Genomic DNA, 21,335 nt, shown 5'->3' on the forward strand with positions numbered 1-21,335 from the left:
CGGGCGGGGAGGCCCGGCGCGATCTGGGGGGACGCGTCGGGGCTGTCCGCTCCGAGGACGGACCTGTCGGTCCAGCGCTGTTTGGGGGGGAGCGCCGGACCGGCAGGTCCACCCCCTTTTCCCCGACCTCTCGGAGAGCAGCACCTATGGAGATCGAGACCGCAGCCCGCCTCCCGGCGTCGACGCCGTGGGGGCGCTTGGCGCTGTCCGTGGTGCTGCTCGGTCCGGTCACGCTGCTCGTGCTGCTCCCGATCGGTCTCGGCCTCGAGCGCTACGTGATGACCGGCAGCTCCATGGAGGGCAGCATCGGCCGCGGGTCGATCGCGTTCGAGCGGGTCGTGCCGGTCAGCGACCTCCGCGTCGGCGACGTCGTCACCTACCCGCAGCCCGGCGAGACCGACCCGGACCTCGTCACCCACCGGATCGTGGCCATCGAGCGGGACGGACTTCGTACCCAGGGCGACGCCCTGGCCGCGCCCGATCCGTGGGTGCTGCACCCGGACGCTCCGACGATGTCGCGGGTCGAGTTCGCGGTGCCGTGGGTCGGCTGGGCCTACCTGTTCCTCGCCCACCCGGAGGGCTGGCTGCTGATCACGGTGTCGGCCGCGGTGCTCCTGCTGCTGCTCTCGGGGCGGCTCCGGCGGGCTCCGGCGACCCGGCGCGATGCGGTGCAGACTGCGGAGGCGAGCCGGTCCGTACCAGATCCGCAGGACGCGCCCGGCCCCGGGCGAGCGGTCCGGACGCGTGAGGCGAAACGATGAACAGTGCGCTCGACCACGACACCCGTGGCCCTATGCTCGCTCCCATGGCGCAACGGGTCCTGGTGGTGGAGGACGAGGAGGACATCGCTTTTCCTCTCGTTCGCACACTGGAACGTGAGGGGTACGACGTCGAGTGGGTGGAGAGCGGCCAGAAGGCTCTCGACACGCTCGCCTCGCTCCCCGAGCTCGTGATCCTCGACCTCGGTCTTCCGGACATCGACGGGCTCGAGGTCTGTCGACGGGCCCGCGAAGCCGGCTACACGGGGGCGATCATGATCGTCACCGCCCGTGCCGGCGAGCTCGACCGGGTGGTCGGCCTCGACTACGGGGCCGACGACTACCTGGCCAAGCCCTTCGGCCTGGCCGAGCTGCAGGCGCGCGTGCGCGCCCTGTTGCGCCGTACCTCCTCACCGCAGGCCGCGGCCGTCGACGAGGCGTCCCCCGACGGGGTGCGCATCGACGTCGATGCTCGGCGGGTCTACGCCGGCACCGAGGAGGTCCCGCTCACCGGCAAGGAGTTCGAGGTCCTCTCGATCCTCGCCGCCAACCGGGACAAGGTGGTCTCCCGCGGTCGGCTGATGGCCGACGTGTGGGACGAGAACTGGTACGGCTCGACCAAGACGCTCGACGTCACCATCGGTCGGCTCCGCCAGAAGCTCGAGTCTGTAGGCGTGACCGATCGCGTGGTGGCCGTTCGAGGTGTGGGTTTCCGCCTCGAGGGCGGCCCCGCGGATGCGTGAACGCCTCACCGCTGCCTTCATCGTCCTGAGCATCGTCCTCCTGCTGGGGGCCGGGCTGGTGCGCACCTACGTCCTCCAGGACCTGATCCGCGAGCAGGTCGCCGGCCAGCTCGACCAGGAGGCCGACCTGGTCGCGGCGATCGTCGCGGACCGGCAGTCCTCCGGGGGCACCGTCGACGAGGAGTTCCTGAAGTCCCTGGTCGGCCCCAAGGACCAGCTGACGTACGACGCCGGCCCGGGCGACGACGACACCCTGGTCGTCACCGGCAAGGACTACGCCGGCAACGGCGACCCGGACGAGGACGTCTCCGCCGGCGCGACGGTGAGCGGCGGCGCGATGGTGACCGTCAGCGAGTCGTCGTCGGTGATCCGCGACGTCATCGGTCGTGACATCGGGTCGATCGCGGCGCTCTTCCTGCTCATCGGCGTGGCCGCCGGCATGGCAGGCTTCCTCGTCGCCTCGGCGCTCTCCGCACCCTTCCAGAAGCTCGCGGTCGCGGCCGCGGCGCTCGGCCGCGGGCGCTTCGACCTCGACCTGCCGTCGACGCGGATCCCCGAGGCCAGCTCGATCGCCAACGCGCTGCGCTCCAGCGCGCTCGCGCTCGAGGACCGGGTGCACCGCGAGCGGGCGTTCGCCGAGCACACCTCGCACGTGCTCCGCACCCCGCTCACCGGGATCCGGCTCGAGCTCGAGGACCTCAGCCTGCGCACGGACCTGCCCGCCGACGCCCAGGAGACCGTGGGGCGCTGCCTGGCCCGGGTCGAGGAGGTCTCGGCCGTGGCCGCCGAGCTGGTCGAGATCACCCGCCGCGGCAGCCTCGTGGTCGGCGCCGAGGTGCCGATCTCCGACCTGTCGGCCCAGCTCGCCCAGCGCTGGGCCGACCGCCTGGCCGCCCGCAACCGGGCGCTCACCGCGGCGGTCGAGGGTGACCTGACCCTGACCTACACGCCCGGCCCGGTGGAGCACGCCACCGACCTGCTCCTCGCCGACGTCGTACGCCGCGGCACCGGCGCGGTGCGGATCGTCTTCAACGCCGCCGACGACGGACACCTGCGGATCACGGTGCTCTGCGCCGGCCACACCCCGGGCACCGAGCTCGGCGGCGAGACCGTGGACCGGCTGAGCCAGGTGCGCGCCGTCGTCGAGGCCCTCGGTGGCCGGGTCACCGGCGACCATCCCGCCGACGGCATCGAGGTGCTGCTCCCGCGTCGGTGACCGGCACAATGGCGCCATGACGCGCCCCGTGGAGACCTGGCTGACCGACATGGACGGCGTCCTCGTCCACGAGGAGGTGCCGATCCCGGGCGCCCAGGAGTTCATCGAGGCGCTGAAGTCGTCCGGCACGCCGTTCCTGGTGCTCACGAACAACTCGATCTTCACCCCGCGCGACCTGCGCGCCCGCATGCTCGGCAGCGGCATCGACGTCCCCGAGTCGGCGATCTGGACCTCGGCGCTGGCGACCGCGCAGTTCCTCGAGGAGCAGCGCCCGCACGGGACGGCGTACGTCGTCGGCGAGGCGGGCCTGACGACGGCGCTGCACGACGTCGGCTACGTGATGACCGACCGCGACCCCGACTACGTGGTGCTGGGGGAGACCCGCACCTACTCGTTCGAGGCGATCACCCGCGCGATCCGGCTGGTCGCCGGTGGCGCCCGGTTCATCGCGACCAACCCCGACCCGAGCGGGCCGAGCCAGCACGGCCTGCTGCCGGCGACCGGCTCCGTCGCGGCCCTGATCAGCACGGCGACCGGGCGCACGCCGTACTTCATCGGGAAGCCGAACCCGCTGATGATGCGCAGTGCGCTGAACCGGCTCGAGGCGCACTCCGAGACGACGGTGATGATCGGTGACCGGATGGACACCGACATCATCAGCGGGCTCGAGGCCGGGCTCCGCACGATCCTCGTCACGACCGGCTCGACCCGCCCCGAGCAGGTCGAGACGTTCCCCTACCGACCGACGCGGGTCGTCGACTCCATCGCGGACCTGGTTTCCGAAGTTGCTGGCGGGAGCGCTCCCACCGCCGTAGGGTGACCGCGTGACCGAGCCCACAGTGCGCCCGCGGCGGGCGGCGCTGTGGCGGTCGGCCCCGCTGCGGCTGTGCCGCACGCCGGGCTGGCTGGCGCTGGTCCTGGTGGCGGTCACGCTGCTGGTCGCCTCCTTCGTCGCCCCGCCGCTCTTCGCCGCCACTGCGCGGGCGACCGCACTGGCCGAGGGACTCGGCGCGGCCGAGGGTGCGCCGTACGGGCGCGACTCCGGCGACCTCCGGGTCAGCTGGGACGCCGTGCTGCCGCCCGACGCCGAGGACGTCGTGGTGCAGCGGATGCAGAGGCTGGTCGGGTACGGCGCGCCCACGATCACCGCGACCGGGGTCGGGCAGAGCCGGACCCGCAAGGGCGTCGCCTCGGCCGGCGGGCGCACCGAGCCGTCGGTGCTCTGGACCCGTGACGGCGCGATCGAGGCGCTCGGCGGCGACGAGGACGCTCCGGGTGTCTGGCTGGCCGCCGACGTCGCGAAGCGGCTCGGCCTCGAGGTCGGCGACCGGGTCAGGGTCGGCCTGCAGCAGACCTTCCTCCCCGACGCCCCCCAGCTCACTCCGACGGTCCTCGCCGGCACCTACGAGACCGCGCCCGGCTCGTCGCTCCCGACGGCGCTGAGCGACCTCCCGGACGCCGAGCGCTGGTACCTCCCGGCCGACCCCGACGACCCGTCCCACGGCACGCCGCTCGCCATCGGGAGCCGTCGCACCATCGACCGGCTGCTGCTGCGCACGGGCGACAGCCCGCTCTACCTCGCCGACCTGCGGCTGAACGCCGACATCACCCCCGACGACGCGACCACGACCGTCAAGCAGGTGCAGCGGATGGCGGACGACGCCTTCGCGTCGACGCCCCTCGCCTCGGCGCTCAGCCAGGGCCTGCCGCTCGGCGGCGCGGAGCTCCAGGTCGCGACCGGGCTGCCCGACATCGTCTTCGAGGCCGACGCCACCGCCGACAGCGCCCGCGACCAGGTCCGGCCGTACGCCGTCGCCGGGCAGGTGCTCGCGGCCGCACTGCTGGTCGCCGGCTGGGTGCTGCTCGGCCGGAGTCGTCGTCGCGAGCAGCTGCTCGCCTCCGGGCTCGGCCTGCACCCGGGGCAGGTGGCCGGGCTGGCCGCCCTCGAGGTGCTGCTGGCCTGCCTGCTCGCCGTACCCGTCGGGGTGGGCCTGGCCTGCATCGGCGTCGTCACCGCGGGGCCGCCGACGACGGCCGGGCTCGCCGTGGCCGGTGACGACGTCGTGCGCGCCGCGCTCGCCGCCGGTGCCGCTCTGCTCCTCGTCGCCGCGACCGCCGGGCTGGCCGCGATGGGCACCGACCGGATGGACCGGCTCTCACGACTGGGCCGCGGGCGCCGGGCCGTCCCGTGGACCGCGGCCCTCCTGGCCGCCACCGTGGTCGTCGCGGCCGCGGTGCTCACCGTCGACGTCGGCGACCGCAGCGGCACCGCGCTCACCATGGCCTTCCCGGTGCTGGTCGCCGCCTCCGTGGCGGTGCTGGTCGCCCGCGCCGTCGCGTGGCTGCGCGGCCGTCGACTGGGCCGCGCCCGAGCCGGTGGCGCGCGCTGGCTGGCCACCCGGCGTACCGGCCAGGTGATGCGTGAGGTGACCGCCTTGACCGCGGTCGTCGGGATCGCCCTGGGGCTCTTCGCCTACGCGCTGACCGTGCACCGCGGGATCGAGGAGGGCGTGGCCGACAAGACGGCCGCCCTGGCCGGTGCGACGACGTCGATGCAGGTGGCCGAGGACTTCCGCGGCAAGAAGATGCGGGGCCTGGTCACCCCGCCGACCGACGGGACGACGATCGTGTGGCGGCGCTCGGTCGCGATCCTCCCCGACTTCGGCGACGAGCCGCTGATGTCGATCGAGCCGACCAGCTTCGCCGGGGTCGCCGACTGGGGCGGCTCGGGCGACCTCGACGCCGGCCGCGACCTGCTGCCGCGCCTGGATCGCACGGTGCAGAGCGGCAACCCGCGGATCCTCCCGGTGCTGCTCGCCGGTACGACAGACCTCGAGACCGGCGACCAGGGCACCCTCGACTTCAACTCCGAGTTCCAGATCCAGTTCGAGGTCGTGGGCGTCGTGGACGCCTTCCCCGGGTCGGAGACCGAGACCGGCAACGCGGCGGTCGTCGCCAGCAGCAAACGGCTCTTCCGGCTGGTCCTCAAGACCGTCAACCCGAAGCTCGAGGGGGCCCGCAGCGACGACGCGGGTGCCTTCGCGTCGTGGGTCTGGTCCGACGGCTCGCCCGCGGACCTGCGCCGCGACCTCGGCGAGGCGGGCGTCGCCAACGACGGCGACGTCGTCACCGCCTCGGAGCAGGCCATCTCCAACGGGCTGGTCGCCTCCACCTGGGCCGCCGGCTACGTGCTCGCGCTCGGCGTCGTCATGCTCGTCCTGGCGCTCGCGGGCGCCCTCGTGCTCGCGCTGCGGCTCGCCGACCGTGACACCGTCTCCGACGTGCTGCTCTCCCGGATGGGCTGGTCGTCGCGCGAGCTCGCCCGGTCGCGCTCCTGGGAGGTCGCGTACGCCGTCGCGACCGCCGTCCTCGCAGCGCTGGTCGCCGGCGCCGTCCTCGTGCTCGGCCCCACGATCATCGACGCGGCGGCGGCCATCCCGCCCCTCACCCGGCCGCGTCCCGACGTCGCCGACCTGGTCGTGCTGCTCGTCGTGCTGGTCGTGACGGTGCTGCTGGCCTGGCTCCTCGGCACCCGCCGGGCGAGCCGGCGCAACCCGGCGGAGGTGCTTCGTGGTGGTGGCTGAGACCGTGCCCGCGACCGTGACCGCCCCGGCCGTCAGCTGCGAGGACCTGGTCAAGGTATTCCGCTCGGCGACGGGTGAGACCCATGCACTGCGCGGCATCGGGCTGGAGGTGCACCCCGGTGCGCTGACCGTCGTCGCCGGGCCGTCCGGCTCCGGCAAGAGCAGCCTGCTGACGATGCTCGGTGCCCGCGACCGGCCGAGCGCCGGCACCCTCAGCGTCCTGGGCAGCGACATCGGCGCCGCCTCGACCCGCGACCTGCGGCGGCTGCGGCGCACCCGGATCGGGTTCGTGCCGCAGCGCTCCGCGCTGGCGGTCTTCCCGCACCTGCGCGCGGTCGACCAGCTCCGCCAGGTCTCGTCCTGGCGTGGCGCCGACGACAGCCACGCGACCGAGGCGCTCGCCGCGGTCGGTCTCGAGCACCGCGCCGACCACGTGCCGCTCGCGCTCTCCGGTGGTGAGCAGCAGCGGCTCGCCGTCGCGCTGGCCCTCGCCGGGCGGCCCGCGCTGGTGGTCGCCGACGAGCCCACGGCGGAGCTCGACCACGCCAACGCCGACCTCGTCGTCGACGCTCTGCTGGCCGCTGCCGCCGACGGCATCGCCGTGGTCATCAGCAGCCACGACGAGCGGATCATGCACCGCGCCGACCGGCTGCTGCGGCTGCGGCACGGCGTGCTCTCCAGCGAGACCACCCGCCGCGACACGACCGGGGTCATCGACGCGACCGGCCGGCTCCAGCTGCCGCCGGCCGTGCTCGACCTCTTCCCCTCACGTCGGGTGATCGTCGAGGTCGACGCCGACGGCGTTCGCCTGCGTGCCCCGGAGGGGGAGTCGTGAGCGCGCTCGAGCTGCTCGGCGTCGCCCACGGGTACGGCGCCGGTGGCCGCCGCGTCGAGGTGCTCCACGACATCTCCCTGCGGGTCGAGCCGGGGGAGCTGGTCGCGCTCGCGGGCCCGTCCGGCTCCGGCAAGTCGACCGTCTGCCATCTCGCCGCCGGCATCGAGCACCCCGACATCGGGACGTCCACGCTCGACGGTCGCCCGACGGCCGAGATCGCCGACTGGGCGATGATCGCCGTGGTCCCGCAGCAGCACGGCCTGCTCGCGGGCCTCACCGTCGAGGACAACATCGTGCTGCCCGCCCACCGCGCCCGCGTCGACCCGGCCGAGCGGTTCGCCCGGCTGGCCGAGGACCTCGACCTCACGGCCTTCGCCCGCCGCGGGGTCACCGACACCTCGCTCGGCGAGCAGCAACGGGTCGCGGTGGCCCGCGCCCTCGTCCTCGACCCGCGTCTCGCCGTGCTCGACGAGCCGACCGGGCACCAGGACGACGACCACGTCGGCCAGGTCATCGGCGTCCTCGCGGCGGCCGCCCGGGCCGGCTCCGCGGTGCTCGTGGCGACCCACGACCAGCGGGTCTGGGAGGTCGCGCACCGCGTCGTACGCCTCGAGGACGGACGCGTCCTGGCCTGAACCACATGGCTGGAACTGTGTGATCTGCGTCCACTCGGGCCGCGGATCCACGCGGGGAACGTGACCTGGGCCACCGGAATCTGTACTGCGCGAGTCGTGATTGGCGCAGACCTGTGGTTACTGTCGTTGACGATTGCACCAGCACACACCGGTTCCCGAGCACGCCGAGTCCTGCCCGCTCACGGCACCGGTCCGCCAGGTCGGACACTCGGACCGATCGACGATCTGAACCAGCACGGGCAGGAGTGGGGGAACCACCTTCGCGGCCACACGGTCGCTCGGGGTGAAGCCGCCGACTGGCGGCCGGGCACCTTCCTGCCCGAACCCGACAGCTCACCTCGCAGGCGTGGGAAGGAAACCACGTCATGACTCTTGCCCTGCCCACCCCTCTACCCGCTCTGGCACGCGCCTGCGGCCGCACCGGCGCCCGGGTCGCCCTCAGCGGCGCCCTCGCCGTCGGCATCCTCACCTCGGCGCCGACCTCCGACGCGCACGGCGCCGTCGCCGCGACCCACGCGACCGCCTCAACCGTCGCCGCGACGGAGCGCCAGCAGCCGAAGCACCACCGGCCGAGGCACTCCAAGGTCTTCCGCGCGATGTCCACCGCGGTCGCCCAGAAGGGTGACCCCTACGCGTACGGCGCGGCCGGGCCCAACCGGTTCGACTGCTCCGGCCTGACCTACTACAGCTTCCGCCGCGCCGGCATCCACGGCATCCCGCGGACCTCGTCGGCGCAGGCGCACTTCGCGCGGCACATCTCGCGCGGCGCCATGAAGCGCGGCGACCTGATGTTCTTCACCGACGGCGGCGGCGTCTACCACGTCGGCGTGTACGCCGGCTGGAAGCATGGTCGCCGGCTGGTCCTGCACGCGCCGTACTCCGGCACCCGCGTGCGCACCGACCCCGTGTGGACCAACAGCTGGTTCCCGGGCACCCTGCGCGGTCGCTGAGGGGCGGGCGGGGGATCAGCTGAACGTGAAGGAGGCCAGCCCCTCCGCGATCAGCTTCTCCCGCTCTGCCGCCGGCATCTTCGGGTCCAGGGTGTAGCGGATGGTGGTCTCGTAGCCGCTGTCCCGGACGGCGAAGACGTCCTCCGTGGCGTACCGGTCCCGCTTGCCGGCGACGTGGTAGAACTTCACGCCGTCGATCTCCTGGTCGGGCAGGCGCTGGTAGCCCTTGCGCTCGTACGAGCCCTTCACGGCGTCGTACAGGAGGTCCAGCGGCAGCGTCGGGCCGGCGTACTCCAGGGCCGTGAGGGTGACGCTGCTGGTGAAGTCGGGCGAGGCGGCGTCGACGGAGAAGTCGACGATCTTGCCGGTCGTCTTCCAGCCCTGCGGGGCGTTCATCGTCGCGTTCGACATCTTCAGCTGCTGCCCGGTGGCCGGTGCCACGCTCGGCGACGCGTCATCGGACGGCGACGCCGACGAGCTGCCGTCGGAGGATGTCGCCGAGGGCGACGTGGTGGGGTCGGCGTTCGTGCCAGGGTCGTCGTCGTTGCACCCGGCGAGGGCGAAGGCGAGGCCGAGGGCGGCGATGGCGACGACAGCACGGGGGCGGGACACGGTGCCTCCTGGTGGTCCGAGAACGTCGGGGTCACCCTTCCCCGCGCGGGCGCGCGACAAAACCGGGGGAGACGGTGCGGCCGGGAGGTTTTGTCGCCGCGCCAACGGGGGAGGTGGGCCTGCGAGGGCGCTGCGGCGCGAACGGACTCTTTCTTCGGGGGAAGCGCAGAGATGACGACAGGACCACTGGACATCCTGACGATGCTGGGGCTGCCAGAAGCCCTGGTGAACTCGTGCAGGGACATCCTCGAGACGCATGCCGGTGAGATCCACAAGGCCGGCCCGACCACGATCAACGGGGTCTTCGGCGGCTCGGACGCCGGCGCCGACCTCGACAACCAGGTCAGCATCGCGCACCAGCACGTGAAGGACGCGCTCAACGAGATGGTCGAGGGCCTGCGGGGCTACGCGACGAACCTCAACGAGTTCTCGCGGCACCTCAACGACACCGACCTCCAGGCCGCGGCCGACCTGACGCCGAGCCGCAAGAACGAGCTCGCGGACGCCGCGTCGCACCTGAACTCGCACGACTTCCACGGCGACCGCTCGGGAGGTGAGGGCTGATGGTCCGCGGACCGCAGGCCGAGCGCCTGACCAAGGCCGTCACCGGCGGCAACCCCGGTGTCGTGAACTCCGCCGCCATGGAGTGGCAGAAGTGCAGCGACGTGCTCACGGATGTGGGCTACTACCTCCGGGGTGCGGCGGGCACCGTCAAGTGGGCGATCGGCGGCGAGACCGGTCCGGCCGTGGACGCCGCCTTCCAGAAGTCCGCCGACGCCATGGAGGCCAAGGCGCAGGTGCTGCTCAAGGGCCACCACGCCCTCCGGGGCGCCGGCGACGCGATCCAGACGGCGATCGACCACGAGGCGAAGCTCGAGGACATGTCCTCACCGACGCCGTACCGCGCCCCCGGCAACAACGCGACCGACGAGGAGCTCGCCAAGGAGGCCACGAGCAAGTCGAAGGAGACGGCGTTCGCCAACGCCTTCGCCGCGCAGGAGGAGAAGGCGCGCGCCCACGCCGACGCCCTCGACGAGGCCCTGGGCAAGTCGTCGACGACGATGAAGGAGATCCACGGCGAGCCCGATCCGCCGCCTCCGCCCCCGCCGCCCAGCAGCGCACCCACCCGGTCCGGCGGCGGCTCAGCCGGGGTCGGGCCCATGTCGACCTCGACCATCGGCAGCGCTCACGCCGACCCGGACAGCGGGACGACCGGCAGCGAGCCGAAGCACCCGCCGCGCGACCCCACCACGACCGTCGACTACGTGCCCAACAACACCGGCGGCACCGGCGGCGACGACACCCCGTCCGTCGACGGCGGCTCGTCCTTCCCCGGCACCCCGATCGGCGGAGCCGAGATCGCCGGACCCGGCGGCTCGTCCGGCCCGGGCCTCGGCGTCCTCGGCGCCGGCGCGGGTGGCGGCGCGGCCGCCGGCCTGATCGGCGCCCGGCTCACCAACGCCCTGCGCGGCGGCGGCCTGCTCCCGGGCTCGGGTGGCGCGGCCGCCACGGCCGGTCGTGGCACCGCCTCGAGTGCCGTCCGCGGCATCGGCAGCTCGGCGCGCACCGGAGGCGCCGGCACCCTCGGACGCAGCGGCGCTGCCTCGACGGCCGCAGGCAAGTCCGCGACCTCCGGCACGTCCGGCCGTTCGGGAGCCGGTGCGACCGGCCGCTCGGGCTCCGGCGGTCGCGGTGGCTCCGGCTCCGGTGGTCGTGGCGGCTCGGGCGGACGCAGCGGGTCGGGCGGACGCTCCGGCGCCGGCCCCACCGGCCGCTCCGGTCGCGGCAAGGACGACGAGAAGGGCAAGAAGAAGGAGCTCTTCGACGTGGGTGAGGACTGGGTCGACGACGAGGGAGCCGCCCCCGGCGTCCTCGACTGAGCTCGGGCAGGGATAGTCCCTGACGTTCTGGTCCGCCGATGGCACTCGGCAGGACCATTCCGTCAGGGACTATCCCTTTTCAGTCTCGTTCGTTGTCCACAGGTAGCGATCTCGGGCTGTTTCGCCGGGGTGGCTGCAGGCAACACTGGCTGCGAAGGATCCATCTCGGGAGACCTCCATGTCGCTGACCCACCCCTCGGCCCACCCCGCGGTACGCCGTACCTCTGACGGCGCCGGCGCGCACGACGAGCTCGTCGAGCACCTCGACCAGCAGGTCCGCGAGCACGTACGCCGGGAGGGCGTCGACCCGCAGCGCGAGGCGGCCCTGGTCCGCCGGATCGCCGAGGGCGTCGTCCGCGAGCACGACGACCGCAGCCTGACCGGCGTGGTCGCTCCGGTGCCCGACGTCGGCGTGATGGTCGGCGAGCTGGTCGCCCGGGTGTCCGGGTTCGGACCGCTCCAGCCGTTCCTCGACGACGACAGCGTCGAGGAGGTCTGGATCAACGACCCGAGCCGGGTCTTCATCGCCCGCAACGGCCGGCACGAGCTGACGACGCTGGTGCTGACCAGCGCCCAGGTCCAGGAGCTGGTCGAGCGGATGCTGAAGTCGTCCGGACGCCGCATCGACATGAGCAGCCCCTTCGTCGACGCCATGCTCCCCGAGGGGCACCGGCTGCACGTCGTCCTCGAGGGCATCAGCCGTGGCTTCTCGGCCGTCAACATCCGCAAGTTCGTGCTGCGCGCCGGTCGGCTGAGCCAGCTGGTCGAGCTCGGCAGCATGACGCCGTCCGCGGCGGCGTTCCTCGAGGCGTCGGTCCGCGCCGGGCTCAACATCCTGGTCGCCGGCTCGACGCAGGCCGGCAAGACCACCCTGCTCAACTGCCTCGCGGCCGCGATCCCGGGCGGGGACCGGATCGTGTCGGCCGAGGAGGTCTTCGAGCTCCGCTTCCCGCACCCCGACTGGGTCGCGCTGCAGACCCGGCAGTCCGGCCTCGAGGGCACCGGCGAGATCCAGCTCCGCGACCTCGTCAAGGAGAGCCTGCGGATGCGGCCGAGCCGGATCATCGTCGGTGAGGTCCGCGCCGAGGAGTGCCTCGACCTGCTGCTCGCGCTCAACGCCGGCCTGCCCGGCATGTGCACCATCCACGCCAACAGCGCGCGCGAGGCGCTGGTCAAGATGTGCACCCTGCCGCTGCTGGCAGGCGAGAACATCTCCGCCCGCTTCGTGGTCCCGACGGTGGCGTCGTCGGTCGACCTCGTGGTCCACCTCGGCATCGACGAGCGCGGCGTGCGCCGGGTCAACGAGATCGTGGGCGTCCCCGGCCGCGTCGAGCAGGACGTCATCGAGACCGAGCCGGTCTTCGTGCGACGCGGCGGTGAGCTGCAGCGCGCAGGCGGCCTGCCACCGCACCAGGAGCGCTACGAACGCGTCGGCATCGACGTGCACCGGATCGTGGCCGGGGCCCCGTGATGGAGGTGCAGTGATGGGCGCGCTGGTCGGGCTCGGGGTGGGGATCGGGCTGCTGCTCGTCTGGAGCGCCTTCCTCCTGCCCCGCCGGCCGCGCGATGCGGCACCGACCTCGCGGCGTACGTCGGACCTGCTCGCGCGGGCCGGCCTCGGCCAGGTGTCCGTGACCGGCTTCGTGGTGCTCTGCGTGGTCTGCGGCGTCGCGACGACGCTGGTGATGCAGGTCGTCTCGGGCACGCCGCCGGTGGCCCTCGCGTTCGGTGCGATGGGCGCCTACCTGCCGGTGGCGATCGTGGCGGGGCGGGCTCGGCGCCGACAGGCGGAGCTCGCCGAGGTGTGGCCGGAGGCGGTCGACAACCTGACCTCCGCCGTACGCGCCGGCATGTCGCTGCCCGATGCGCTCGCCGGGCTGGCCGTGCGTGGCCCTGCTCCTCTGCGGGAGGCGTTCGACCAGTTCGCGCTGGACTACCAGGTGACCGGCCGGTTCGGGGAGTCCCTCGACCGGCTGAAGGCGCGGCTGGCCGACCCGGTCGGCGACCGGGTCGTGGAGGGTCTGCGGATCGCCCGCGAGGTCGGCGGCGGCGAGCTCGGCCGCCTGCTGCGCAACCTGTCGACCTACCTGCGCGAGGACGCGCGGACCCGCTCCGAGATGGAGGCGCGCCAGGCCTGGACGGTCAACGGCGCCCGGCTCGCCGTCGCGTCGCCCTGGCTGGTCCTCCTGCTGATGTCCTTCCAGTCCGACGTCATCCATCGCTACGCCTCGCCGGTCGGCGTCTTCGTGCTCGCGCTCGGCGCGGGCCTGTGCCTGGTCGCCTACCGGTCGATGATGCGGATCGGCCGGCTCCCCGTCGAACGCCGGATCCTCTCGTGAGCCCGGCGATGTGGGGCGCGCTCCTCGGTGCCTCGACGGCCGCCGGGCTGCTTCTCGTCGCCGCGCGCGTCCGCGCCATCCGCCGCCCGCAGCTGGCCGTGCGCGTGCTGCCCTACCTGCGCGACCTGCCCCTCCTCGGCGACACCGGGCCTCGCGCCGCGCCGGCCCCGACCTCGGCAGCGGTCGGGGTCTTCGGTCCGCTGCTCCGTTCCGCGGCCGACTCGGTCGAGCGGGTGCTGGGTGGAGCGACGTCGGTACGCCGGCGCCTCGACCGCGCCGGGATCGACAAGACGGTCCACGAGCTCCGCATCGAGCAGGTGGTCTGGGGCCTGGTGGCGTTCGCCGCCACGGCCGCCGTCGCGTTGCTGCGGATGCTGACGCACCCCGGTTCGGTCGTGCTCTGGCTGCTCGCGTGCGCGATCGCCTTCGTCGCCGGCGTCCTCGCCCGCGACACCCACCTCACGTCCCAGGTGCGCACCCGCGAGCGGAAGATCCTCGCGGAGTTCCCGACGATCGCCGAGCTGCTGGCGCTGGCCGTGGCGGCGGGGGAGAGCCCGGTCATGGCCCTCGACCGCGTCGTGCGTCGCAGCGGCGGCGAGCTCTCCCGCGAGCTCGGCCAGGTGCTCTCCGCGATCCGGACGGGCGAGCCCGTCAGCTCTGCTTTCGACGCCATGGCCGCGACCAGCGGGCTGCCGATCGTGTCCCGCTTCGCGCAGGGGGTCGCGGTCGCCGTCGAGCGCGGCACCCCGCTCGCCGACGTGCTGCACGCGCAGGCTGCCGACGTACGCGACGCCGGCCGTCGCGAGCTGATCGAGACCGCCGCCCGCAAGGAGGTCCTGATGATGGTCCCCGTTGTCTTCCTGGTGCTGCCGGTGACCGTGCTCTTCGCCTTCTGGCCCGGCGTCGTGGGCCTCTCCCTGACCGCTCCCTGACCTGAAAGGACAGGACTGATGGAACACCTCACCCTCGCGCTGGCGAGGATCTACCTCACGGTGGTGGCCCCTCGGCCACGCGACGAGCGCGGTGACGTGCCGGGCTGGGTGATGATCACCGTGATGACCGCCGGGCTGGTCGTCGGCATCACCGCGATCGCAGGCCCGGCACTCCAGGACATGGTGTCCAACGCGCTCAACAAGGTGAAGTAGTGCCCCGGCGCGATCGGGGTCAGCGCGGGTCGGCGGTCGTCGACCTCGTGCTGGTCCTGGTCGTGCTGGTGCCCGTCTTCCTCGGGATCCTCCAGGTGGCCCTGGTGCTGCTGGTGCGCAACACGCTCGCGTCCGCCGCCTCCGAGGGAGCGCGGTACGCCGCGACGCTCGACCGCGGGCCCGAGGACGGCGCCGCCAGGACCCGTGACCAGATCGACGGTGCGATCTCGGGTCGCTTCGCCCAGGACGTATCGGCGCGCCCGGCGAACGTCGACGGTGCCCCCGGTGTCGAGGTCACGGTCCGCGCCGTCGTGCCGGCGCTGGGCATCGGCGGGCCCGGCATCGCGCTCGAGGTGACCGGGCACGCGGTGGAGGAGCAACCGCCGTGACCCGGCGCGACCGCGGCGAGGACGGAAGCGCGCTGGTCGAGCTGAGCTGGCTCGGCATCCTGCTGCTGGTCCCGATGCTGTGGATCGTGGTCTCGGTCTTCGAGGTCCAGCGCGGTGCGTTCGCGGTCTCCGGCGCGGCCCGCGCGGCCGGTCGCGCCTACGCCCTTGCCCCGACCGACGCCGAGGGTCGTGCCCGGGCGCAGGCCGCCGCCCGCCAGGCGCTGGCCGACCAGGGCGTCGGCGACGCACCCCTGGACGTCGAGATCACCTGCACGCCGTACCCCCACGACTGCCACAGCGGCACCTCGGTCATCACCGTCGTCGTGTCCTCGCGCGTCGACCTGCCGCTGATGCCCGCGATGCTCGGCGGCGACGCCCCCAGCTTCGCGCTCGACTCGACGCACTCGGTGCCGATCGGCCAGTTCCAGGAAGTGGAGGCCGACGATGCGGCGCGGTGAGGAGGGCCAGACGACGGTGCTGATCGTCGGCCTCGCCCTGGTCCTGGCGATGGCGGTCGCGATGGTCGTCGACGTGTCCGCGGCCTACCTCCAGCGCCAGGGCCTCGACTCCGTCGCCGACGGAGCCGCCTTGCGCGCCGCCGACCTCGGCGCCACCGGCGAGGAGGTGTACGCCGGGGGCGTGCCGCGCGGTCGGCTCGACCTGAGCGTCGAGCGGGTCCGCGGGTCCGTGCGCGAGTTCCTCGCCGGCTCGGGTGCGTACGCCGACTACCCGGGCCTCTCGTTCGACGTGGACGTCGACACCGCGACGTCCACGGTCACCGTGCACGTCACCGCGCCGCTCGACCTCCCGCTCACGGTGCCCGGCTCGCCCGACGTCGCGACCATCGGCGCGACCGGGTCGGCGGTCGTGGTCGCCGAACGCTGAGCCGTCGGCCCTAGGGTGGCGGTCGTGGAGCTGGACGACGTCGCCGCCCTGATCAGACGCCCCGTCGTGCGCAGCTTCGACCCTGACCGGCCCGTCCCGGACGATGCCGTGGGCCGAATCCTCGAGGCCGCCCGCTGGACGGGGTCGGCCCGCAACCGGCAGCCCTGGCGGTTCGCGACCGTCCGCGACCGGGCCACGCTCCGCGCGCTGGCCGGCCTCGGCGCCTACGCCCAGTTCGTGGCGGACGCCCCCGCCGTCCTGGTGGTCTCGTCGGTCCACCACGAGTACGCCGACAGCGAGTTCGACGTCGGCCGGATCACCCAGTCGATCGTCCTCGCCGCAGCCGCGCTCGGCCTCGGCAGCTGCCCGGCGACCCTCTTCCCGGACGACAACGTCGGCGCGGCGCGCAGTCTCCTCGGCCTGCCCGAGGGCTGGCGCCCGCGCCACCTGCTCGCCCTCGGCTACCCGTCCGCGGGCCCGGTGACCGCGACCGGGGTCTCGGCGGTGCCGCGCGGACGGCGTACGGTCGAGGACCTCGTCCTGGAGGACGCCGGGCCGCCCGACGTCGGGTAGGCGGTCCTCCTCTGACCCTGTGGAGGCTGTGATGATCTCGGACCCCCGTCGCACGATCGCCGCGCTCGTCGTGGCGGCCCTCGCCGTACTGCTGCTGCAGGCGCCTGTCCAGGCGGCGCCGGCGGACCGGTACGCCGCGACGGCGTTCGCGGCCACCAACCAGCAGCGCGCGTCCCACGACCGGGTGCGGCTCCGGGAGGGCGCCTGCCTGACCGGGTTCGCCGAGCGCTGGGCACGGCACATGGCGCGCACCGGCCGCCTGGTGCACCAGGACCTCGGACCGATCCTGCGGCGGTGCGGCCTGCGGATGACGGGGGAGAACATCGCCTACGGCTACCCGAGCGGACGGGCCGTCGTGAACCGTGGCTGGATGCACTCCGAGGGTCACCGCGAGAACATCCTGCGGCCGTCGTACCGGCTGATGGGCATCGGGGCCGCGCGCGATCGGCAGGGACGGTGGTGGGTCTCGCAGGTCTTCGGGCGCGGCTGAGGCGCCACGACGCACGGGTGACGACATCGCCGTCCGCGCTGGGTTAGGTTCCGTGCGTGGGAGCGGGCGGGGAGGGAACGCGACCGACGATCGTCGTGGTCGACGACGCGGCGGAGGTACGTGCGCTGGTGCGCACCCGGCTGCGGCTCTCGGGCCTGCTGGACGTCGTCGGTGAGGCCGGCGACGGCGCCGCCGCAGTCGAGGTCGTGAGCGAGCTCCGGCCAGACCTGGTGCTGCTCGACGTGTCGATGCCGGTGATGGACGGACTCGGCGCGCTGCCGCGGATCCTCGAGGTCGCGCCGGGGACCCGCGTCGTCATGTACAGCGGCTTCCAGGAGGAGGGCCTGGCGCACCGCGCCGTCGAGCTCGGCGCCGCCGCCTTCCTCGAGAAGTCCACGGACCTCAACACCCTCGCCGGCGACCTGGTGGACATCCTGGCCACCCCGGACGCTCCGCACGCCACGCACGTGGCGGAGTCGGACGAGATCGACGGCGACGACGAGCGGCGGGTGCTGCGCGAGCACCTCGAGCGCTTCCGCGAGGTCTTCGAGGACGCCGCGATCGGGATGGCGACGGTGACGCTCGCCGGACAGGTCGTGCGCGCCAACCGGTCCCTCGCCGCGATCTTCGGACGCTCGGTCGACGAGCTCGTGGGCGCGTCGTACGCCGGGTTCACCAGCGACACGGGGACCGCGTTCGACGACCTGCTCGCCGGCATCCTGGCCGGTCACAACGACGTCGCACAGCTCGAGCACACGGTCACGGGCACCGAGGGGCGGCAGGTGGTGGCGACGTTCTCGCCCGTGCTCGACAGCAGCCGCCGCCCGCTCTACCTCTTCGCGCAGGTCCAGGACGTCACCTCGCAGCGCGGTGCCGAGGAGGAGCTGCGCCGCAGCGAGCTGCGCTTCCGCCTCCTCGTCGACAACGTCGAGGACTACGCGATCTTCATGCTGTCGCCCGAGGGGCTCATCGAGAGCTGGAACGCCGGCGCCCAGCGGATCAAGGGCTACACGGCCGACGAGATCATCGGCCGGCACTTCCGGACCTTCTACCCTCCGGAGCTGCAGGAGTCCCGGCACCCGGAGCACGAGCTCGAGGTGGCCCTGCGCGACGGCCACTACGAGGAGGAGGGCTGGCGGATCCGCAAGGACGGCAGCCGCTTCTGGGCCAACGTCCTGATCACCGCGGTCCACGACCTCGACGGCCGGCACGTGGGCTTCGCCAAGATCACCCGCGACTTCAGCCAGCGCCGGGTGCAGGAGGAGGAGCTGCGCGCCAGCGAGGAGCGGTTCCGGCTGCTCGTCGAGCACGCCGCCGACTACGCGATCTTCATGCTCAGCCCCGACGGCATGGTGGCGAGCTGGAACGCCGGCGCGCAGCGCACCAGTGGGTACGCCGCCCACGAGATCATCGGGCGACACTTCCGGACCTTCTACCCGGCGGAGCTGCAGGAGTCGCGGCACCCGGAGCGCGAGCTCGAGCTGGCCCTGCGCGACGGCCGCTACGAGGAGGAGGGCTGGCGCGTCCGGCAGGACGGCAGTAGCTTCTGGGCGACGGTGGCCATCAGCGCCGTCCGCGACTCGCAGGGACGGCACGTCGGCTTCGCCAAGGTCGTCCGCGACATCACCGAGCGCCGGCTGGCCGCCGCCCAGGTCGAGGCGGCCAACGGCCGGCTGCAGCAGGCCGCCGACGACCAGGCGCACTTCCTCGCCGTCACGGCCCACGAGCTGCGCACGCCCGTCGGGGTCCTGGGCGGTACGGCGGACCTGCTCGCCGCCCACTGGAGCGAGCTCGACGAGTCCGAGCGCGGCGAGCTGCTGGGCGGGCTCAGCTCCAGCGCGGCCCGGCTGCGGCGGCTGCTCGACGACCTGCTGACGGCGTCGAGGCTGCAGCGCAGCAAGCTGGACCTCCAGGTCGCGGAGGTCGACGTCGCGAAGGTCGTGACGACCGCCGTCGCGACGGCGCAGCGCGCGCACCCCGGAGTGGGCATCGAGGCCGTCGTCGAGCCCGGGCTGCTGGTCGACGGCGACGTCGGCCGGCTCGGCCAGGCCGTCGACAACCTGATCACCAACGCGCTCAGCCACGGCGCCCCACCGGTGGCCGTCTCGGCGCGGGCCGACGGTGCCGACGTGGTCGTGACCGTGCTGGACGCGGGGCCGGGCGTCTCGGCGGAGATGCGGGAGCGCCTCTTCGAGCGGTTCGCGACCGGGCGCACCGCCGGCGGCACCGGCCTCGGCCTCTACATCGTGCGCGAGCTCGCCCGCGAGCACGGCGGCGACGCGACGTACCGGGCCCCTGTCGGCGCGGAGCCTGGAGGGTTCGAGATCCGGATCCCGCGCATCGTCGCGTGAACACTCCCGCCCCGTTCCTGTCTCGAATGCTCCGGACGCTCTAGGCTGCGGTCGTGCCGATCCGCGTCCTCCTGGTGGACGACGTCGTTGAGGTGCGCCGGCTGGTCCGCACCTCCCTCCGTTTTCGGGGCGGTTTCGAGGTCGTGGGAGAGGCGGCGGACGGTGCCGAAGCCGTCCGGCTGGTCGCCCAGCTGCGTCCCGACGTCGTCGTTCTGGATCTCGGCCTGCCCGACATCGCCGGGCAGGAGGTCCTCGCGCGCATCCGTGGGGAGGCGCCGATGACCAAGGTCGTCGTCTTCTCGGGGCTCGAGACCGTCGACCGCGCGTGGATCGACGCCAACGCGGCCGGCTTCGTGCTCAAGGACGCCGACCTCGGCTACCTGGTCGAGCTGCTGGAGTCGGTCGGTCGCGCCACCGACGCGGAGGCCGTGCTCGACCTGCCCAACGACCTGAGCAGCGTCTCCGTCGCCCGCAGGTTCGTGCGCGACAAGCTCAGCGAGTGGGGCATCGAAGAACCGCTCGACGACGCCCAGCTGGTGGTCAGCGAGCTGGCCGCCAACGCGCTGACCCACGCGGACTCGTCGTACCGGGTGCGCATCACGACCAGCGGCTCCGCGCTGCGGATCGAGGTCGAGGACGGCGGCGTCGGCACGCCCGAGCCGCAGCCGCTGACCGACGACGAGGAGCACGGCCGCGGCCTGCACCTGGTCGGCGCCCTCGCCGCGTCGTGGGGGATGGACGCCGGCGAGACCGGTGGCAAGCGGGTCTGGGCCGAGCTCCCGATCACTGCCGAGTAGGCCCGTCGCCCGCCGACCCGTAACCTTGGTCCTTGTGGCAGGACCAGACTTCGACGCGCAGATCAAGCAGCTCCAGGCGACCATGCACACGATCGAGCAGGTGCTCGACGTCGACACCATGCGCCGCGACATCGCCGACCTCAGCGAGCAGGTCGCCGCGCCCGACCTCTGGGACGACCAGGACAACGCGACCCGGGTGACCGGTCGGCTCTCGGCGCTCCAGGGCGAGCTGGACCGGGTGACCGCGCTCGGCAGCCGCATCGAGGACCTCGAGATCATGGTCGAGCTCGGCCGCGAGGAGGGCGACGCGTCCGCCCTCGCCGACGCCGAGGTCGAGCTGCACAAGGTGCAGAAGGTCGTCGAGGGCCTCGAGGTCCGCACCCTCCTGAACGGCGAGTACGACGCCCGCGAGGCGCTCGTCTCCATCCGCGCCGGTGCTGGCGGCGTCGACGCCGCCGACTTCGCCGAGACGCTGATGCGGATGTACGTCCGCTGGGCCGAGCAGCACGACTACCCCGTCGAGGTCTACGAGACGTCGTACGCCGAGGAGGCCGGGCTCAAGTCGGCCACCTTCGCCATCCACGCGCCGTACACCTACGGCACGCTGTCGGTCGAGGCGGGCACCCACCGCCTCGTGCGGATCAGCCCGTTCGACAACCAGGGCCGTCGCCAGACGTCGTTCGCGGCCGTCGAGGTCGTGCCGGTGCTCGAGCAGACCGACGAGATCGACATCCCCGACGAGGAGATCCGCGTCGACGTCTACCGCTCCGGCGGCCCGGGCGGCCAGTCGGTCAACACCACCGACTCCGCCGTCCGCCTGACGCACATCCCCACCGGCACCGTCGTCAGCTGCCAGAACGAGAAGTCGCAGCTGCAGAACAAGGCCAGCGCGATGGTGGTGCTCAAGGCCAAGCTGCTCGCCCTCAAGAAGGCCGAGGAGAAGGCGCACCTCGACGGACTGCGCGGCGACGTGCAAGCCAGCTGGGGCGACCAGATGCGCAACTACGTGCTGAACCCGTACCAGATCGTCAAGGACCTGCGCACCGGCTACGAGCAGGGCAACCCGAGCGCGGTCTTCGACGGCGACCTGGACGGCTTCCTCGAGGCCGGCATCCGCTGGCGCCGCGGCGCCGAGAAGGCCGAGTCCAACTAG

The 21,335-nt window shown here is 73.3% G+C and carries 23 protein-coding genes and 1 riboswitch; of the genes, 22 read left to right on the forward strand and 1 reads right to left on the reverse strand.

The window, feature by feature from the left end; genetic code table 11:
• Nucleotides 1–146: 146 nt before the first annotated feature.
• From ASC77_RS13395 to ASC77_RS27230, 8 genes are all read left to right on the forward strand, one after another.
• A complete protein-coding gene (locus ASC77_RS13395) occupies nucleotides 147–761 on the forward strand; it encodes a signal peptidase I (protein ID WP_056153428.1) in 615 nt (204 codons plus the stop codon).
• Between the two features lie 44 nt (nucleotides 762–805).
• A complete protein-coding gene (locus ASC77_RS13400) occupies nucleotides 806–1,501 on the forward strand; it encodes a response regulator transcription factor (RefSeq protein WP_056153431.1) in 696 nt (231 codons plus the stop codon).
• Nucleotides 1,494–2,717, forward strand: coding sequence for a HAMP domain-containing histidine kinase (locus ASC77_RS13405; protein WP_056153434.1), 1,224 nt, complete (start codon nucleotides 1,494–1,496; stop codon nucleotides 2,715–2,717). Before ASC77_RS13400 ends, ASC77_RS13405 begins: the two co-directional genes overlap by 8 nt.
• 16 nt (nucleotides 2,718–2,733) lie before the next feature.
• Nucleotides 2,734–3,537 (forward strand): HAD-IIA family hydrolase, encoded by an 804-nt coding sequence (locus ASC77_RS13410; RefSeq protein WP_056153437.1) that lies wholly within the window; start codon nucleotides 2,734–2,736, stop codon nucleotides 3,535–3,537.
• Nucleotides 3,538–3,541: 4 nt separating this feature from the next.
• Complete coding sequence (locus ASC77_RS13415) at nucleotides 3,542–6,301, forward strand: hypothetical protein (protein ID WP_156391066.1); 2,760 nt, start codon at nucleotides 3,542–3,544, stop codon at nucleotides 6,299–6,301.
• Nucleotides 6,291–7,136: an ABC transporter ATP-binding protein gene (locus ASC77_RS13420; protein ID WP_162260716.1), complete on the forward strand. Its 846-nt coding sequence runs from the start codon at nucleotides 6,291–6,293 to the stop codon at nucleotides 7,134–7,136. Before ASC77_RS13415 ends, ASC77_RS13420 begins: the two co-directional genes overlap by 11 nt.
• Complete coding sequence (locus tag ASC77_RS13425; protein WP_056153446.1) at nucleotides 7,133–7,771, forward strand: ATP-binding cassette domain-containing protein; 639 nt, start codon at nucleotides 7,133–7,135, stop codon at nucleotides 7,769–7,771. Before ASC77_RS13420 ends, ASC77_RS13425 begins: the two co-directional genes overlap by 4 nt.
• A gap of 208 nt (nucleotides 7,772–7,979) precedes the next feature.
• Nucleotides 7,980–8,130, forward strand: a riboswitch (cyclic di-AMP (ydaO/yuaA leader).
• Nucleotides 8,131–8,136: 6 nt separating this feature from the next.
• The gene (locus ASC77_RS27230) at nucleotides 8,137–8,721 is read left to right on the forward strand and encodes a C40 family peptidase (protein ID WP_056153448.1); all 585 of its coding nucleotides are present in this window, start codon (nucleotides 8,137–8,139) and stop codon (nucleotides 8,719–8,721) included.
• Nucleotides 8,722–8,736: 15 nt separating this feature from the next.
• Here ASC77_RS27230 and ASC77_RS13435 read toward each other — a convergent pair whose 3' ends face one another.
• Nucleotides 8,737–9,333, reverse strand: a complete 597-nt coding sequence (locus ASC77_RS13435) for a hypothetical protein (protein ID WP_056153450.1) — start codon at nucleotides 9,331–9,333, stop codon at nucleotides 8,737–8,739.
• A 171-nt stretch (nucleotides 9,334–9,504) separates the two neighbouring features.
• Between ASC77_RS13435 and ASC77_RS13440 the strand changes: the two genes are divergently transcribed.
• From ASC77_RS13440 to prfB, 14 genes are all read left to right on the forward strand, one after another.
• Nucleotides 9,505–9,897, forward strand: coding sequence for a hypothetical protein (locus tag ASC77_RS13440; protein ID WP_156391067.1), 393 nt, complete (start codon nucleotides 9,505–9,507; stop codon nucleotides 9,895–9,897).
• The gene (locus tag ASC77_RS13445) at nucleotides 9,897–11,213 is read left to right on the forward strand and encodes a hypothetical protein (protein ID WP_056153456.1); all 1,317 of its coding nucleotides are present in this window, start codon (nucleotides 9,897–9,899) and stop codon (nucleotides 11,211–11,213) included. Before ASC77_RS13440 ends, ASC77_RS13445 begins: the two co-directional genes overlap by 1 nt.
• 178 nt (nucleotides 11,214–11,391) lie before the next feature.
• A complete protein-coding gene (locus tag ASC77_RS13450; protein WP_056153458.1) occupies nucleotides 11,392–12,684 on the forward strand; it encodes a CpaF family protein in 1,293 nt (430 codons plus the stop codon).
• A 13-nt stretch (nucleotides 12,685–12,697) separates the two neighbouring features.
• Nucleotides 12,698–13,552, forward strand: coding sequence for a type II secretion system F family protein (locus ASC77_RS13455; RefSeq protein ID WP_056153461.1), 855 nt, complete (start codon nucleotides 12,698–12,700; stop codon nucleotides 13,550–13,552).
• Entirely contained in the window at nucleotides 13,549–14,484 is a 936-nt protein-coding gene (locus ASC77_RS13460) for a type II secretion system F family protein (RefSeq protein ID WP_056153463.1), read from the forward strand. The genes ASC77_RS13455 and ASC77_RS13460 overlap by 4 nt, the downstream gene beginning before the upstream one ends.
• Nucleotides 14,485–14,502: 18 nt before the next feature.
• The gene (locus ASC77_RS13465; protein ID WP_056153466.1) at nucleotides 14,503–14,697 is read left to right on the forward strand and encodes a hypothetical protein; all 195 of its coding nucleotides are present in this window, start codon (nucleotides 14,503–14,505) and stop codon (nucleotides 14,695–14,697) included.
• Nucleotides 14,697–15,086: a TadE/TadG family type IV pilus assembly protein gene (locus tag ASC77_RS13470; RefSeq protein WP_056153470.1), complete on the forward strand. Its 390-nt coding sequence runs from the start codon at nucleotides 14,697–14,699 to the stop codon at nucleotides 15,084–15,086. The genes ASC77_RS13465 and ASC77_RS13470 overlap by 1 nt, the downstream gene beginning before the upstream one ends.
• Nucleotides 15,083–15,544, forward strand: a complete 462-nt coding sequence (locus ASC77_RS13475) for a hypothetical protein (RefSeq protein ID WP_056153472.1) — start codon at nucleotides 15,083–15,085, stop codon at nucleotides 15,542–15,544. Before ASC77_RS13470 ends, ASC77_RS13475 begins: the two co-directional genes overlap by 4 nt.
• A complete protein-coding gene (locus ASC77_RS13480) occupies nucleotides 15,531–15,971 on the forward strand; it encodes a pilus assembly protein TadG-related protein (RefSeq protein ID WP_056153475.1) in 441 nt (146 codons plus the stop codon). Before ASC77_RS13475 ends, ASC77_RS13480 begins: the two co-directional genes overlap by 14 nt.
• A gap of 24 nt (nucleotides 15,972–15,995) precedes the next feature.
• Nucleotides 15,996–16,544 (forward strand): nitroreductase family protein, encoded by a 549-nt coding sequence (locus ASC77_RS13485; protein WP_056154144.1) that lies wholly within the window; start codon nucleotides 15,996–15,998, stop codon nucleotides 16,542–16,544.
• Between the two features lie 31 nt (nucleotides 16,545–16,575).
• On the forward strand, nucleotides 16,576–17,034 hold the full coding sequence (locus tag ASC77_RS13490) for a CAP domain-containing protein (protein ID WP_056153478.1): 459 nt from the start codon (nucleotides 16,576–16,578) through the stop codon (nucleotides 17,032–17,034).
• Between the two features lie 56 nt (nucleotides 17,035–17,090).
• A complete protein-coding gene (locus ASC77_RS26165) occupies nucleotides 17,091–19,385 on the forward strand; it encodes a PAS domain S-box protein (protein ID WP_082574680.1) in 2,295 nt (764 codons plus the stop codon).
• Nucleotides 19,386–19,438: 53 nt separating this feature from the next.
• A complete protein-coding gene (locus tag ASC77_RS13500; protein WP_056153480.1) occupies nucleotides 19,439–20,182 on the forward strand; it encodes a response regulator in 744 nt (247 codons plus the stop codon).
• Between the two features lie 34 nt (nucleotides 20,183–20,216).
• Nucleotides 20,217–21,335 (forward strand): peptide chain release factor 2, encoded by a 1,119-nt coding sequence (prfB, locus tag ASC77_RS13505; RefSeq protein ID WP_056153485.1) that lies wholly within the window; start codon nucleotides 20,217–20,219, stop codon nucleotides 21,333–21,335.

The sequence above is a fragment of the Nocardioides sp. Root1257 genome (genome assembly GCF_001425175.1).
Taxonomy (GTDB): domain Bacteria; phylum Actinomycetota; class Actinomycetes; order Propionibacteriales; family Nocardioidaceae; genus Nocardioides.